16 protein-coding genes and 1 pseudogene are annotated in these 13,924 nt (G+C 71.2%); 8 read left to right on the forward strand and 9 right to left on the reverse strand.

Annotated features, from left to right (window positions below; all coding sequences use genetic code 11):
• Positions 1–31: 31 nt before the first annotated feature.
• Both nadE and K3888_RS05045 read left to right on the forward strand, forming a co-directional pair.
• A pseudogene (nadE, locus tag K3888_RS05040) lies at positions 32–850 on the forward strand (NAD(+) synthase); the annotation flags it as partial.
• A gap of 24 nt (positions 851–874) precedes the next feature.
• Complete coding sequence (locus tag K3888_RS05045; RefSeq protein WP_308281905.1) at positions 875–1,426, forward strand: cysteine hydrolase family protein; 552 nt, start codon at positions 875–877, stop codon at positions 1,424–1,426.
• Here the strand turns inward: K3888_RS05045 and K3888_RS05050 are convergent.
• The 3 genes from K3888_RS05050 to K3888_RS05060 all read right to left on the reverse strand — a co-directional run bounded on the left by K3888_RS05050 (position 1,423) and on the right by K3888_RS05060 (position 3,819).
• Positions 1,423–2,436 (reverse strand): pirin family protein, encoded by a 1,014-nt coding sequence (locus tag K3888_RS05050; RefSeq protein WP_230929155.1) that lies wholly within the window; start codon positions 2,434–2,436, stop codon positions 1,423–1,425. The genes K3888_RS05045 and K3888_RS05050 overlap by 4 nt on opposite strands.
• Before the next feature lie 61 nt (positions 2,437–2,497).
• The gene (locus K3888_RS05055) at positions 2,498–3,106 is read right to left on the reverse strand and encodes a DedA family protein (protein ID WP_230929156.1); all 609 of its coding nucleotides are present in this window, start codon (positions 3,104–3,106) and stop codon (positions 2,498–2,500) included.
• 80 nt (positions 3,107–3,186) lie between these two features.
• Complete coding sequence (locus K3888_RS05060; protein WP_230929157.1) at positions 3,187–3,819, reverse strand: YdcF family protein; 633 nt, start codon at positions 3,817–3,819, stop codon at positions 3,187–3,189.
• 238 nt (positions 3,820–4,057) lie between these two features.
• On the opposite strand from K3888_RS05060, the gene K3888_RS05065 reads away from it, so the two are divergent.
• The 3 genes from K3888_RS05065 (at position 4,058) to tpx (ending at position 6,131) form a co-directional block, all read left to right on the forward strand.
• Complete coding sequence (locus tag K3888_RS05065; RefSeq protein WP_230929158.1) at positions 4,058–4,615, forward strand: DNA-3-methyladenine glycosylase family protein; 558 nt, start codon at positions 4,058–4,060, stop codon at positions 4,613–4,615.
• 107 nt (positions 4,616–4,722) lie between these two features.
• Positions 4,723–5,607 carry an adenylate/guanylate cyclase domain-containing protein gene (locus K3888_RS05070; protein ID WP_230929159.1) on the forward strand — a complete coding sequence of 295 codons (885 nt, stop codon included), beginning with the start codon at positions 4,723–4,725 and terminating at the stop codon, positions 5,605–5,607.
• 26 nt (positions 5,608–5,633) lie between these two features.
• Positions 5,634–6,131 (forward strand): thiol peroxidase, encoded by a 498-nt coding sequence (gene tpx, locus K3888_RS05075; RefSeq protein WP_230929160.1) that lies wholly within the window; start codon positions 5,634–5,636, stop codon positions 6,129–6,131.
• Between the two features lie 45 nt (positions 6,132–6,176).
• Here tpx and K3888_RS05080 read toward each other — a convergent pair whose 3' ends face one another.
• Positions 6,177–6,737, reverse strand: a complete 561-nt coding sequence (locus tag K3888_RS05080; RefSeq protein WP_230929161.1) for an NADPH-dependent FMN reductase — start codon at positions 6,735–6,737, stop codon at positions 6,177–6,179.
• Positions 6,738–6,772: 35 nt separating this feature from the next.
• A complete protein-coding gene (locus tag K3888_RS05085; protein ID WP_230929162.1) occupies positions 6,773–7,585 on the reverse strand; it encodes a PaaI family thioesterase in 813 nt (270 codons plus the stop codon).
• 52 nt (positions 7,586–7,637) lie between these two features.
• Between K3888_RS05085 and K3888_RS05090 the strand changes: the two genes are divergently transcribed.
• Complete coding sequence (locus K3888_RS05090) at positions 7,638–9,065, forward strand: sensor histidine kinase (protein ID WP_230929163.1); 1,428 nt, start codon at positions 7,638–7,640, stop codon at positions 9,063–9,065.
• Here the strand turns inward: K3888_RS05090 and K3888_RS05095 are convergent.
• Both K3888_RS05095 and K3888_RS05100 read right to left on the reverse strand, forming a co-directional pair.
• Positions 9,062–9,742: a response regulator transcription factor gene (locus K3888_RS05095; protein ID WP_230929164.1), complete on the reverse strand. Its 681-nt coding sequence runs from the start codon at positions 9,740–9,742 to the stop codon at positions 9,062–9,064. The two genes, K3888_RS05090 and K3888_RS05095, sit on opposite strands and share 4 nt — an antisense overlap.
• Before the next feature lie 6 nt (positions 9,743–9,748).
• A complete protein-coding gene (locus tag K3888_RS05100; protein WP_230929165.1) occupies positions 9,749–10,588 on the reverse strand; it encodes a serine acetyltransferase domain-containing protein in 840 nt (279 codons plus the stop codon).
• A 72-nt stretch (positions 10,589–10,660) separates the two neighbouring features.
• Here K3888_RS05100 and K3888_RS05105 point away from each other — a divergent pair, with 72 nt between their 5' ends.
• Positions 10,661–10,984, forward strand: coding sequence for a putative quinol monooxygenase (locus K3888_RS05105; RefSeq protein ID WP_230929166.1), 324 nt, complete (start codon positions 10,661–10,663; stop codon positions 10,982–10,984).
• A 127-nt stretch (positions 10,985–11,111) separates the two neighbouring features.
• On the opposite strand, the gene K3888_RS05110 is transcribed toward K3888_RS05105, so the two are convergent.
• Entirely contained in the window at positions 11,112–11,930 is an 819-nt protein-coding gene (locus tag K3888_RS05110; protein ID WP_230929167.1) for a DUF1906 domain-containing protein, read from the reverse strand.
• A 157-nt stretch (positions 11,931–12,087) separates the two neighbouring features.
• On the opposite strand from K3888_RS05110, the gene K3888_RS05115 reads away from it, so the two are divergent.
• A complete protein-coding gene (locus K3888_RS05115) occupies positions 12,088–13,005 on the forward strand; it encodes an oxidoreductase (protein ID WP_230929168.1) in 918 nt (305 codons plus the stop codon).
• On the opposite strand, the gene dapA is transcribed toward K3888_RS05115, so the two are convergent.
• The gene (gene dapA / locus K3888_RS05120) at positions 13,002–13,892 is read right to left on the reverse strand and encodes a 4-hydroxy-tetrahydrodipicolinate synthase (protein ID WP_230929169.1); all 891 of its coding nucleotides are present in this window, start codon (positions 13,890–13,892) and stop codon (positions 13,002–13,004) included. The genes K3888_RS05115 and dapA overlap by 4 nt on opposite strands.
• Positions 13,893–13,924 lie beyond the last annotated feature (32 nt).

Consider the following 13,924-nt stretch of genomic DNA (forward strand, 5'->3'; position numbering starts at 1 on the left):
CGCCGCCGCGGCGCATCCACACAATGGGGCCATGCGTGAGAAGCAGCGAACGATCATCGACGCCCTGAGGGTCCGGCCCGAGATCGACCCGGCCGCCGAGATCGAGCGGCGGATCCGGTTCCTGGTCGACTATCTGCACGCGAGTGGGGCCCGCGGCTATGTGCTGGGCGTCTCCGGCGGCGTCGACTCCACTCTCGCCGCCCGCCTGGCGCAGCTGGCCGTGGAGCGCGTGCGCGCCGACGGCGGCGAGGCGTGGTTCGTCGGGATGCGCCTGCCCTACAAGGTGCAGCACGACGAGGCCGACGCGGCGGCCGCCGTGGAGTTCATCGGCGCCGACGAGGTGCTCACCGTCAACGTGGCGCCCGGCGTCGACGCCCTCGACACCGAGATCGCCCGGGCCGCGGGCGCAGAACTGACGGACTTCACCAAGGGCAACGCCAAGGCCCGCCACCGGATGGTCGCCCAGTACGCGCTGGCCGGGGACCGGGGGCTGCTGGTGATCGGCGCGGACCACGCGGCGGAGAACGTCACCGCGTTCTTCACCAAGTTCGGCGACGGCGCCGCGGACGTCCTGCCGCTGTCCGGCCTGGACAAGCGCCAGTGCCGAGCGCTGCTCCGGCACCTGGACGCCCCGCGCCAGCTGTGGGCCAAGGTCCCCACCGCCGACCTGCTCGATGAGAACGTCGGGCAGACCGACGAGGACGAGCTCGGCCTGCGTTACGACGACATCGACGACTACCTCGAGGGCCGCGACGTCCCGGACGCGGCGGCCGAGCGCATCGAGGCGGCGTGGGACCGGGGCCGCCACAAGCGCACCATGCCGGTCGCCGCGTCCGACACGTGGTGGCGCCCCGGGCCGCCGACCGCGCTCGCGGTGATCGACATGCAGAACTCGTATTTCGAGTTCCCGGACCTGGCGAAGGTGCGCGACGAGCTGGTCGCGCGCGTCAACGAGCTCATCGCCGCCGCCCGCGGCGCCGGCCGGCCCGTGGTGTTGGTGCGGACCGAGCACGCCCGTGACGGTTCCACGTGGACCCTCAACATGTGCGACGACGACGAGGGGTTCGCTTTCCCGGGAACGGAGCAGGCCCAATTCCTGGACGGCCTGGACACCGGCGAGCATGTGGAGGTGGTCAAGACCCGCGACAGCGCGTTCTTCAAGACCTCGCTCGCCGCCGAGTTGGCCCGGCTGGGGGTGGACCACCTGCTGCTGTGCGGCGTCTCGACGCACAGCTGCGTGTCACAGACCGCGATCGACGGGTTCGCGGAGAACGTCCACATCGCGGTGGCGCGCGACGCCATCGCCTCGGATGACGCCGCGCTGTCCGCCGCGCTGCTGGAGTTCCTGGCCGACCAGATGCGCCAGCCGATCATCGATCAGTCGGCGGCCCTGGAGCTGCTCCGGACCGGCGACTGGCCGGACTAGCTCGCGTCGGCCGGCCGCTTCTCCGTGCCGTCGGGGTAGCGGGCGAAGCGCGTCTGGCCGTGCGGGTGGACCGGCCCGTTGCTCGGCAGGTCCCACTGCCCGAACACCCCGGCGCGGTACTCGTCCATCGCGGTGATGATGTCCTCGCGGGTGTTGCCGACGAACGGCCCCTGCTGGACGACGGGCGCGCCGATGGGCCGGGCCTGGAGGATGAGGAACGCGGCGCCGTCGTCTCCGGCGGTCACCGTGACCGGCTCCGGCGCGAGGACCGCGGCGTCATAGCCGATCTCCTGCCCGTCGACGGTGACCCCGCCGCCGTAGTTGTAGAGCACCCGCCCGGCCGAGGCGTCGAACGCCGGGAGCTCGGTACTCACGCCGGGGTCGAGAGTGACGATCCAGATGGCCAGGTGGTTCTCCGGGCGGGCGGCCCACGAGTTCGGTGGCGGGTCCAGCGCGCGTACGCCGTCGAGCTCGCCGGCGATCACGCGGAACCTCGCGGCGGTGCCCTCCTCGCCGCGCACGACGACCGGGGTCTCCTCGGCCCAGAACATGTCGAAGTGCGGCTCGGCCGCCTTGTCCTCGGGGGCGAGATTGAGCCAGATCTGGAACAGCTCGAGCGGGTTGGGTGCGTCGTCGTTGAGCAGCGGCATCATCTCCGAATGGGAGATGCCGGCGCCGGCGGTGAGCCACTGGGTGTCGCCGTGGCCGAAGCGCGCGGCGGCGCCGAGCGAGTCGGAGTGGTCGACGATCCCGTCGAGCACCACGGTGACGGTCTCGAAGCCGCGATGCGGGTGCTGGGGGAAGCCCGGAACGGTGTCTCCGTGGTACATGGACCAGCCGTCCTTGCCGGAGAAGTCCTGGCCGATCGACCGCCCCTCGAGCGAGGCGGCGGGCCGCATGGTGGTGCCGTCGGCGGCCGGGAACTCGTCCCGGTGGTGAGCGGTGAACAGGAACGGGTCGATGCCCGGCCACTGGGCTCCGAGCGGAACGACCTGACGGATGGCGGACATGGGTTCCTCCTACGACGGGACACTTTTGCTGTCACATCATCCAACTAGCGGCCAAGCCGTGTTATTCCTCGGGCCGCCCGTCGGACTCCAGCCTGGCCTGCGCACGCTCCTGCAACCACCGGCGCACGAGGAACGCCACCACCAGGACGCCGATCACCGCCACCACGGCGTTGGAGAACCAGCCGGCCACCGCCTCGATCCGATGCCACTGACCACCGAGCAGGTAGCCACCCACCACGAAGATCGAGTTCCAGATCAGACTGCCGGCGAGGGTCAGCACCAGGAACAGCAGGAAATTCATGCGCGCCACCCCGGCCGGGATGGAGATGAGGCTACGCACCACCGGCACCATGCGACCGAAGAACACCGACGCGGCGCCGTGGCGGTGAAACCACCCCTCGGCCTTGTCGAAGTCCTCGACCTTCATCAGCGGGACGCGCCCGAAGACCGCGCGCACGCGGTCGGCCCCGAGCCAGAAGCCCAGGGCATAGGCGAGGATCGCGCCGAGCACCGAGCCGAGTGTGGTCCAGAAGATCGCCCCGGCAAGAGTGAAGGCCCCCTGCGCGGCGCTGAACCCGGCCAGCGGGAGGATGACCTCGCTGGGAATGGGCGGGAAGACGTTCTCCAGCCCCACGATGATGGACGCGCCCGGGCCCCCGAGCGCGTCCATCAGGCCCACGGCCCAGCCGGCGATGCCGCCGAGTTCGCCCTCGGCCGCGAGGACCGACGACGGGGAGCCGGGGACGGGTATCAGCCCCGCGCCACCACGCCGGTGACGGGGATACGACCGTCGACCGCCTGACGGAAGTTGAGGACCGCCCGGTTGAGGTGGAAGTCGTTGGTCACCACCACGGCGCCCGTGGTGCCGCGCTCACGGAAGATCTGGTCGGTGAACTGGGCGTTCTGCACCGTCGAGTTGGAGTTGCCCTCCTCGGTGATCCGCCACGGGGCGATGCCGGCACCGCGCAGCCAGTCGCCCATCGCGCGCGCCTCGGTGAGACCGTTCTTCGGCACGCCACCGGTGACGATGATCCGCGAGGTCGGGTATTGAGAGGCGAGCCGGAAGCCCGCACGCAGCCGCTCCTCGAGAATCGGCGGGATCTGCCCCTCGGGGCTCAGGCCGGCGCCGAGGATGACGATGTCGGTGGTGAACGGGTTGATCGTGAGCACCGCGGGGTCATCGGTGCCGAAATTGTCGAGATCGCCGCACGACGGCAGCAGCGCCTGGTCCACGAACTGGCACCCCAGCATCACGGCGCCGTTGTACAGCGCGGTGGTCGACGGCATCTCCGCCGACCCGGCCGACGCGGTGCCGGCCCCCAAGCTCATCGCCATGGCCGCGGTCGCGGCGACTGCAGCGATACGCTTTTGTGTCTTTCCCACGAATTCGGTCCTCTCCCAAGCAAAGTTGTGACCCATCGGTTATCGGCGCTGCCAGCCGAGGCGTTACCTCCGAACTCGGATCGATCACGAATGCGCGCGTAACGTGCACGTCATGACGAAAGGATACGACAGAGTAACGGCTGTACAACACCTCCGCCGGGCAGATTTTCTCCTTAGTGCCCATATCGATTCTGTCGGCCCCTGCACCCTCAACCCACCCCCGGATGCGGGAACCCACATGCTTTTCGACCGCTTGGCATCGTCGATCCTGTCCCAGCAACTGTCGGTCAAGGCCGCCGCGACGATCGCCGGACGCCTCCGCGACCGCGCCAGCACCACAGGCCACACTAGCCCCACCAGTGCCCGCCCGCTTCTCGCCCCGGACCTTGTCGCCGCCCTGTCCGACGAGGAACTGCGCGCGTGCGGGATCTCGCGGCCGAAGATGGCCGCCCTTCGAGACCTCGCCGACGCGGTGCAGTCGGGGCGGATCCCCACCCTCGAGGTGCTTCGCGGATATGACGACGACGCCGTCATCAACGCCCTGACCGCCGTCCGCGGGATAGGCCGCTGGACCGCCGAGATGCAATTGATCTTCCTGCTGGACAGACCCGACGTCTTCCCCCTGGCCGATGTGGGGGTCCGCCGCGGCTTCGAACAGGTGCTGGGCCTCGAGACCAAGGCCACGCCCGCCCAGATGGCCGAGCACGCACAGGCCTGGGCGCCGTACCGGTCGGTCGCGTCCTGGTATCTGTGGCGCGCGGTGGACCAGACCGGGGAATCCGTGCCGCCGGCCTGAGCCCGGCACAGCCTCCCACCTGGGGCGCCCTGCTCACCCCGTTCAGGGCACCCCAGGTCAGGACCGGGGGCACCCCGCGCCGACGGGCCACGTCCTAGTCTCGTCCCATGACCACGTCCGCCGAGGGGCCCACTCCCGAGCCGCGACCGGAACCGGAGCCAGAGCCGGAGAACCAGCCGGCACTGCCGGCCGAGCGCTGGGCCCGCGTACGTGCGGCGGCGACCCGGGTGGCCACGGGTGCCTATGACGCCAACCGGCACCCGACGTCGGTCGAGATGGCCCGGCGGGTCCGGCGGGTGCTGCCCGGGGACTCGGGGTTCGGGGACCCGCTCTCGGCGGCGGGACGCGACGGCGCCGGGACCATCGCACGGATCGCCGGCCGACTGTTCGACGAGCGCCCCACGGCCACACGCGAGGTGACGCTCGGAGGCCTGCAGCTGTGGCACGCGCTGCGGGAGCGGGCCGGCCGGGGCGTCGGCGAGCAGGAGGTGACCATCGTGTTCACCGACCTGGTGGGTTTCTCGAACTGGGCGATGCGCGCCGGCGACGAGGACGCCCTGCGACTGCTGCGGCGGGTCGCGACCGCCACCGAGCCCGAGGTCGTGGCGCACCGCGGGGCCGTGGTCAAGCGGCTGGGCGACGGGATGATGGCCGTGTTCCCGTCCCCGCAGCTCGCGCTCGACGCGGTCGCCGCGTGCCTGGACGGAGTCGCCCGGATCGAGGTCGGCGGCTGGCGGCCACGACTGCGGGTGGGGGTCCACACCGGGCATCCGCGGCGGATCGGCGACGACTACCTGGGCATGGACGTCAACATCGCCGCGCGCCTCGGCGAGAAGGCCGGAGCGGGAGAGATCCTCATCAGCGAGGCGACGCGCGCGGGCCTGGATCCGGCGCGGGTGGCGACCCGCCCCAAGCGGACGTTCCGGCTCGGCGGGGTCAAGGGAGTGCCCGACGACGTGGTGGTCCACGTGGCGACTCCCCACCGACACTGACGCCCGCCGTGCGGTAGAACGGACTCATGGCAACCACCGCATTCAAGGGCAACCCCGTCACCACGTCCGGCGAGCTTCCCGCCGTCGGCTCGACCGCGCCGGCCTTCGACCTGGTCGGCTCCGACCTGTCGGCCGTCACCTCCGAGTCGCTGGCCGGCAAGAAGGTCGTGCTCAACATCTTCCCGAGCGTCGACACCGGCGTGTGCGCGACCTCCGTCCGCACCTTCAACGAGAAGGCCGCCGGCCTGGAGAACACCGCCGTGGTCTGCGTGTCCGCCGACCTGCCGTTCGCCGCCGCGCGCTTCTGCGCCGCCGAGGGCATCGAGAACGTCTCCACGGGCTCGACCTTCCGCAGCACCTTCTCCACCGACTACGGCGTCAAGATGATCGACGGCCCGCTGGCCGGCCTCAACGCCCGCTCGGTCGTCGTACTCGACGCCGCCGGCAAGGTCCTCTACACCCAGCTCGTCGACGAGATCACCACCGAGCCGGACTACGACGCCGCGCTCGCCGCCCTGAACTGACATACACCACCGCGGCCCGCCCCCTGCACAGGGAGCGGGCCGCTGTCATGCTCGCGGCTCAGCGCTCATGCGGCGCGTCGCGCTCTCGAGCTGATCGAACACGGTCGCGATCTCCCGGGTGCGGCGCTCGTCCGGCGCCACGCCGTCGTCGTCGAACTCGGCGAACGTGCTCAGCGAAACCTGCTGGCGCACGCCGAACATGCGGAAATTGACGACGATCTGGCGCCAGTGCTCGACCGCGCGGACGCCGCCCTCGGCGCCGTAGGACACGAAGGCCACGGCCTTGTCGGCCCACTCGCCGCCGAGCGAGTCGAAGGCGTTCTTCAGGCCGCCCGGCACGCTGTGGTTGTACTCGGGGGTGACAAAGACGAAGCCGTCGTAGGAATCGATCGCGGTGCTCCAGCGGGTCACGCGCTCGTCGTCGTACTGCTTGTTCGCCGCGCCCGGCACGGTGGCCGAGGTGAGCAGCGGGACGTCGAAAGTCTTGAGGTCGACCAGCTCGTAGGTCACGCCCTCGCGCGACGCGGCCTGCTCGGCCACCCACCGCGCGACGGACTCGCCGGCGCGCCCCTCACGGATGCTGCCCAGGATGATGCCGATCTTCACGTCTCGTCCCCTCTCGTCGGTCGGTCCGGCCGACCCTACCGCCGCCCGTAGACGGTGACCGATGCCACCGCGCACACGCGACCGCGCTCGTCGAGCGTGGCGGCCCGCGCGATGCCCCAGCTCCGGCCGTCGTGAACGACCTCCGCGCGCACCGTGACCGGCTCGGCCAGGGGGACCTGCCGGACGTAGTGGACCTCGAGCGACGACGAGCTGACCTCGCGCTCGTGCGGGAACACGGCCGCACCCGCGATCTCCGCGACCGCCGCGAACACTCCCCCGTGCAGATTGCCCAGCGGATTGGCCAGCGCGGGCTCCGGGGCGATCACGGCCTCCACCGCGCGGGTGCCGCCCGGGCCGTCATCGCGCTCGTCGAGAGTCAGGCACAGCACCTCCGGCAGCGTTCCCGGCGCGAGCAGGGAGGGCCACGGGGGCTCGTCGTCGAACTCGTCCGGGTCGACGCCGATCGAGAACTCCATGGACTTGACCAGTGCGGCGGCGACCACCTCGTCGTCGTCGTCGACGATCTCACCGCGCGTGGTGAGGACACGGCCGTCCCCGCCCAGGTGGTCCGTGCGCACGCCCAGGCCGGTCGAGCCCTCGCGCGGCGGCGAGACGAGGTCGATGCGCAGCTCGGTGGTGACCGTCCACATCCCGCTCGGCCGGCGGCGGTGGTTCTCGGCGCCGAGCCCCGAGTCCACCAGGACCGCCAGTCCGCCCGTGGCGAAGCGTCCGCCGGGGCCGATGAACTGGTCACCGACCGGCTGGTGCCAGGTGATGGATCCGTCCCCGGCCTCGTCGAAGGTCACGCCCAGGCGCGGCTCGGGGCCTCTGTACTGCGATTCTCTCACCCCGCGACGCTAACACGCGTTCTAGTTCCCGCCGGGCACGCACAATGGGACCGTGCCCCTGAACCGCGACGTCCTCACGACCCCCCACCGGTGGCCGATCCGCGTCGCGACCACCGTGATCGCCACCGCGATCGTCATGCTCGTGCTGGCCGCCGCGGCCGGCGGCGCGTGGCTGATGCTGCGCTCGGCCGTGCACAGCACGATCGACACCCTGAACCGCAACCGCGCCGCCGAGGTGGCCGGGCAGCTCGCCACCCGCGGACCCCAGGCCTCGCTCGAGATCGTCGCCGAGCCACTCGCGGGCGTCGACATGGTGCGCATCATCACCCCCGACGAGACGATCCTCGCCGGTCAGGTCATGCACGGGCTGGAGAACGTCCCCGTGCTGACCTCGCCGGCGGCGGGGGAACTGGTCCGGCACCGGTTCCGGGCGCCGAACGGCGACGACGTGCGGGTCACCTCCGTCGGGGTGGACGTCCGCGGGACGACGTTCGTCGTGCAGGTCGGCGCCGGCACGGACCGCTACGACTCCCTGCTCGACACCGGCGCGATCCTGTTCCTGTCGTTCGTACCGGTCGCGGGCCTGGCCACCGCGGTGTTCGTCCACTACGCGATGGGCCGCGTGCTGCGCCCGGTCGAGGCGATCCGCTCACGGGTCGCCGAGATCTCCACGTCCGGCCACGGCGAGCGGGTCCCGGTGCCGGAGGCCGAGGACGAGATCGCCCGCCTCGCCGAGACCATGAACGCCATGCTCGCCCGCCTGGATTCCGCCCGCACCGCGCAGGTTGCGTTCATCGGCGACGCCTCCCACGAGCTGCGCAGCCCGCTGTCCACACTGTCGACGATGCTCGAGCTGTCCTCCACCTCGGGCACGCCGGTCGACGTGGAGACCGTCGACGAACTGCTGCTGCCCGAGGTCGCACGGATGCGCTCGATGGTCGAGGACCTGCTGCTGCTCGCCAAGAACGACGAGTACGGGATGCCGCTGCGCCGCGACGACGTGGATCTCGACGACATCGTGCTCTCCGAGGGCACGCGGGCGCGGGGCCTGGGCACGGCGGCCGGCGCCGGCCTGCAGGTGGCGGTGTCGGTGGAGCCGGCGCGCCTGTGCGGTGACCCCGACGCGCTGCAGCGCGTGGTGCGCAACCTGGTGGACAACGCGCGCCGGCACGCGCGCGAGCGGATGTCGCTGGGGCTCACCGTCGACCGGTCGGTCCCCGGGTCGCCACGCGCGGTGATCGTGGTCGACGACGACGGCGACGGCGTCCCCGCGGACCAGCGACATTCGGTGTTCGATCGCTTCGCCCGCCTCGATGCCGACCGCGCGCGTGGCAAGGGCGGTTCGGGGCTGGGGCTGGCGATCGTCGCGGAGATCACGCGTTCCCACGGCGGCAGCGTGCGGGTCGAGGACGCGCCCGACGGAGGCGCCCGGTTCGTGGTGGAGCTGCCGGTCGAGGAGCTCGGGGAGTTCGGGGACTAACCCGCCGTGCTGTCCACGAGCCGGTAGCCCTGGCCGCGGACCGTCTCGATCGAACGCGCCTTGAACGGCGTGTCGATCTTGCGGCGCAGATAGCCGACGTACACCTCGACGATGTTGTCGTCGCCGTCGTAGGCCGAGTCCCACACGGACCGCATGATCTGCGCCTTGGACACCACCTGGTTGCGGTTGCGGATCAGGTACTCCAGGACGGCGTACTCGCGCGAGGTCACGGTGATCCGCTCCTCGCCGCGGCGGACCTCCCGCGCGGCCGGGTCCACCACGAGGTCACCGGCCTCGAACACCGCGGGGCGCTCGGGGGCGCCCCGGCGGACCAGCGCGCGCAGGCGCGCCTCCAGCACCACGAACGAGAACGGCTTGACCAGGTAGTCGTCGGCTCCGAGGTCGAACGCGTCGGCCTCGTCGTACTCGCCGTCCTTGGCGGTGAGCACGAGCACGGGCGTCCAGATCTCGCGGCGGCGCATCTCGCGCACCACCTCATACCCGTTGCGGCGCGGCATCATGATGTCGAGCACCACGACGTCGTACTCCTCGTCTGCGGCCATCGCGAGACCGGCCTCGCCGTCACCGGCGGTGTCGACGGCCCAGCCGCCGGCGACCAGTCCGCGGCGCAGGCTCTCCCGCAGCGCAGGCTCGTCGTCGACGACCAGGACTCGCATGCGCTCTCAGGCCTCGGAGTCGATCTTGTGGTCCATCTGCTCGGCCGGGACCACCGACTCGGCGTGACGGCGCACCACCTTGGCCGGCACCCCGGCGACCGTGGTGTGCGGCGGCACCTCGTGCAGAACCACCGAGCCGCCGGCCACCCGCGCGCAGTCGCCCACGCGGACGTTGCCCAGCACGATCGAGCCGGCGGACAACAGCACGCCGGAGCCGATCTTGGGGTGGCGGTCACCGTCCTCGTTGCCGGTACCGCCGAGGGTGACGCCCTGCAGGATGGACACGCCGTCGCCGATCACGCAGGTCTCGCCCACGACGATGCCGGTGGCGTGGTCAACCAGAATGCCCGAGCCCACGCTCGCGGCAGGATGGATGTCCATCGCGAACACCTCGGAGATGCGGCTCTGCAGGAACGAGGCCGCCATGACGCGTCCGGAGTGCCACATCTCGTGGGCGACCCGGTGCACCTGCAGGCCGAGGAACCCCTTGGCGAACAGGTACGGCACCAGATAGTTGGGGTAGGCGGGGTTGCGCTCGTAGCTCACCACGAGGTCCGCCGCGACCGCCTCCAGGACGCGCGGGTTCTCCGCCAGGACGGCGCGGATCTCCTTCTCCAGCACGTGGCGGCCGATCTCCGGCGTCGCGATGCGGGAGGCGGCCAGCCGGGCCAGGGATTCACCCAGGTCATCGCAGCCGTCGATGAGGTCCAGGACGAGGCCGGCGATCAGCGGCTCGGTCCTGCTGGAGGCCGCGTCGAGCGACAACTGGTTCCAGACCGCACGCACGGAGGAGTCGGCCTCCGCCTGCGGCACGCACGGGTTCTCGATGCTCAGCTCGATGGTCACCCCACCCAGGGTAGGCCCGCGCCGTCGCGGGGGTCGAGTCGCACCGCTCGGAGAACGCGGCATCATGGGGGCATGATGCTCATCAACGTCCGTTTCGACGTCAAGCCCGAACACGCCGACTCCTGGCTCGAGATCACCCGCGAATTCACCGAGGCCACTCGCGCCGAGCCGGGCAACCTCTGGTTCGACTGGTACCGCTCCACCGAGACGCCCACCGAGTTCCTGCTGTGCGAGGCGTTCCGCGACGGCGACGCCCCCGCCGAGCACGTGGGCTCCGCCCACTTCCAGGAATTCACCGGCTCCGCGGCGCAGTACCTGCAGCGCACCCCGCGGATCATCAACACCACGCTCGAGGGCGAGGAGTGGGGGACGATGGGCGAGATCACTGTCGAGTGAGTTGCCGAGCCGCGCGGCCCGGGTCATCCTCCGCCTGCAAATAGGCCCTGACCTGGGGTGCCCTGCACGCATCGTGCAGGGCACCCCAGGTCAGATGCCTTCGTGGGTCGGTGTCGGTGGTGCCGGGTCAGCTCTGGCTGCCGAGCGCGGACTGAGCCAGGGTCAGGTAGTCGGTGGGCCACCACTGGCCGTAGTCGAGGGCGTAGACGCGGTTCAGGTCCGACACCACACCACCCACGGTCACCTGCTGCTTGACCGGCAGCTGGTGGATGGTGGCATGCGGGTTGAGTCGCCCGTTCGAGCCCCAGTCGTGCTGCCAGAAGTACTCGCCGAGGTTGCGGCCACGGCACCAGTCGATGGTGGGGGCGTTGGCGTACACGCCGAGCTTCATACCGGCGCCGCCCAGGTGGTGCCGCCACCGCTCGAGGTACGGGGCGATCTGGTTCTCGAACTGCCACCACGTCGGGTTGTCGTCGATCGCGACGTACATCGGCACACCGCCCGGGCCGCCGGCCTCCCGGTGGATCCGGATACCGACGGGCGCGTGGGTGTCCGCGCCGCCGGCCCCGCCCTTCCAGTCTGCGGTCTCGGCGCGACCGTACTGGTAGCAGGAGACCATGCTGAGGCCGTGGGCGCGGAAGTCGTCCACCTCGCGGCGCAGCAGCGGCTTCCCGCTCATCCACTCGGCGCCGGGACGACGGTTGGAGCAGTAGCGGACCGCGCCCATGTGGCCGGCCGCGCGGATCGCCGCTGCCGACGGAGGGCCCGAAGCGTAGTCGAGCAGGGTCCCGATCGGGATCCCCGCACCGGCGCCGGGGAGGCCTCCGAGCCCGGCGGGGACGGAGGACTGGGCGCCGACGGCGGGCGTGATGCCCGCCGCGAGGGCGCCGGCCCCGGCCACGCCGATACCGGCGCGACGGAGGAAGGTTCGGCGGTCGAACGTCATGGAGGTACTCCGGGTTCTCGGTCAGTGAGGGTGGCGCGTGTGGCGGATGGGGCTCGCGCCCCCGACGAGTGTGACACAAGATCATCGCGGATGATATCCCCGCGTTACCACACGGGTGGGCGCCCGCAGGCCAGGCGCGGCTGGTTGACTGACGTTCATGACCCGCTCGCGCAGATGGCACACCGCCGACATCACTGATCAGACCGGCCGCACCTTCGTCGTCACCGGCGCCAACGCGGGGATCGGTTTCGCCACCACCAGGGCCCTCGCCGAGCGGGGCGCGCGCGTGATCATGGCCTGCCGGAACACCGAGAAGGCCGAGGCCGCGCGCGCCGCCCTGCCCGCCGTCTCGCGGGCGCTCACCGAGGTCCGCCGGCTCGACCTGGCGGACCTGGACTCGGTGGCCGCGTTCGTGGCCGACGCCACCACCGGCGAGGGCGCGCTCGAGCGGATCGACGTGCTCATCAACAACGCCGGCCTGATGAACATCCCCCACGGCCTCACCGCCCAGGGCCACGAGATGCAGTTCGGCGTCAACACGCTGGCCCACCATGCGCTCACGATGGGACTGGCGCCGCTGCTGACCGACCGCGTCGTCTGGCTCGGCTCGCTGGCCCACCTGTGGGGCCGCATCGACACCGACGACCTGGACTCGGAGCGCCGCCGCTACCGCCCGCTGGGCGCGTACGGGAACTCCAAGCTGGGCTGCATCATGCTCGCCTACGAGTGGCAGCGCCGCTTCGACCGTGAGGGCCGGGGTCTGCGCTCGGTCGCCGCGCACCCCGGGTACACGGCCACCGAGCTCATCCGGCAGAGCGGCCGCCCCCTCGCCGACCGGTTCTTCGAGCTCGGCAACTCGATCCCGGGCGCAGGGCTCAGCCCGGAGCAGGGCGCGCTGCCGGTCCTGTACGCGGGCACGGTCCCGGGCATCGCCGGCGGCGCGTTCGTGGGTCCCGACCGGGCCGGGGGGCTGCGTGGCTACCCGCGGATCACCTGGTCGACGCGCCGCTCACATGACGCCGCCGTCTCGGCGGATCTGTGGCAGCGCTGCACCGATATGGCGGCGTTCCGCTAGCCGAGCAGGCCGGCGGCGGCGAGCCCGGTCCGGAGCTTCTCCTGGTGCTCGGCCGGCCCCTGGAGCAGCGGCATGCGCAGCCGATCGGAGTCGATGATGCCCTGCATCTTCAGGGCCGCCTTGACCTGGATCGCGCCCTGCGAGGTGTGCATGATCGCGTCCACGGCCGGGATTAGGCGGGCGTGGATCTCCCGGGCACGACCGAGATCACCGGCATCGACCGCGTCGACCATCGCGCGGTAGTCGTTGCCGGCCATGTGGCCGACGACCGAGACGACGCCGGTCGCCCCCAGCGCCAGGAACGCGAGGTTGAGCACGTCGTCGCCGGAGAACCACAGCAGGTCGGTCTCGGCCATGAGGCGACTGGCCTCGAACAGGTCGCACTTGGCGTCCTTGACCGCGCGCACCTGAGGGATCCTCGCGAGCTGACGGATGGTGTCCGTGGCCAGGGCGGTGCCGGTACGGCCGGGGATGTCGTACGCCATGACCGGCCGGTCGGCGGCCTCGGCGATCATCCGGAAGTGCTCGACGATCCCGTGCTGCGTGGGCTTGTTGTAGTACGGGGTCACCACGAGCAGCGAGTCGGCGCCACGGGCGACCATCTCGCGGGCCGCGCGCATCGAGTGCTCGGTGTCGTTGGTGCCGCAGCCGGCCATCACCTTGACCCGGTCCCCGACCGCCTCGACGACGGCCGCGACCGAGTCATAGTCCTCGTCGTCGGTGGTCGTCGCGGACTCGCCGGTCGTGCCGTTGACCAGCAGGCCGTCGTGGCCATGGTCGGCCAGATGGACCGCGAGCCGCTGCAGGCCGTTGAAATCGATCGAGCCGTCGTCATGCATGGGGGTCACCATCGCGGTGATGACCCGACCGAAGGGGTTGTCGGACATGCGCACCAGACTAGGCCACATCAGTGGTGATG

This window comes from Dietzia aurantiaca, assembly GCF_021033825.1.
Lineage (GTDB): Bacteria > Actinomycetota > Actinomycetes > Mycobacteriales > Mycobacteriaceae > Dietzia > Dietzia aurantiaca.

Coding starts and splice junctions, on each gene's coding strand:
- K3888_RS05055 (WP_230929156.1), bottom strand. CDS start 3,106: ATGGACGCGCTCGGGGGCCCGGGCGCGTCCATCATCGTGGGGCTGGAG.
- K3888_RS05110 (WP_230929167.1), bottom strand. CDS start 11,930: ATGACGTTCGACCGCCGAACCTTCCTCCGTCGCGCCGGTATCGGCGTG.
- K3888_RS05065 (WP_230929158.1), top strand. CDS start 4,058: ATGCTTTTCGACCGCTTGGCATCGTCGATCCTGTCCCAGCAACTGTCG.
- K3888_RS05115 (WP_230929168.1), top strand. CDS start 12,088: ATGACCCGCTCGCGCAGATGGCACACCGCCGACATCACTGATCAGACC.
- K3888_RS05050 (WP_230929155.1), bottom strand. CDS start 2,436: ATGTCCGCCATCCGTCAGGTCGTTCCGCTCGGAGCCCAGTGGCCGGGC.
- K3888_RS05070 (WP_230929159.1), top strand. CDS start 4,723: ATGACCACGTCCGCCGAGGGGCCCACTCCCGAGCCGCGACCGGAACCG.
- K3888_RS05095 (WP_230929164.1), bottom strand. CDS start 9,742: ATGCGAGTCCTGGTCGTCGACGACGAGCCTGCGCTGCGGGAGAGCCTG.
- tpx (WP_230929160.1), top strand. CDS start 5,634: ATGGCAACCACCGCATTCAAGGGCAACCCCGTCACCACGTCCGGCGAG.
- K3888_RS05105 (WP_230929166.1), top strand. CDS start 10,661: ATGATGCTCATCAACGTCCGTTTCGACGTCAAGCCCGAACACGCCGAC.
- dapA (WP_230929169.1), bottom strand. CDS start 13,892: ATGTCCGACAACCCCTTCGGTCGGGTCATCACCGCGATGGTGACCCCC.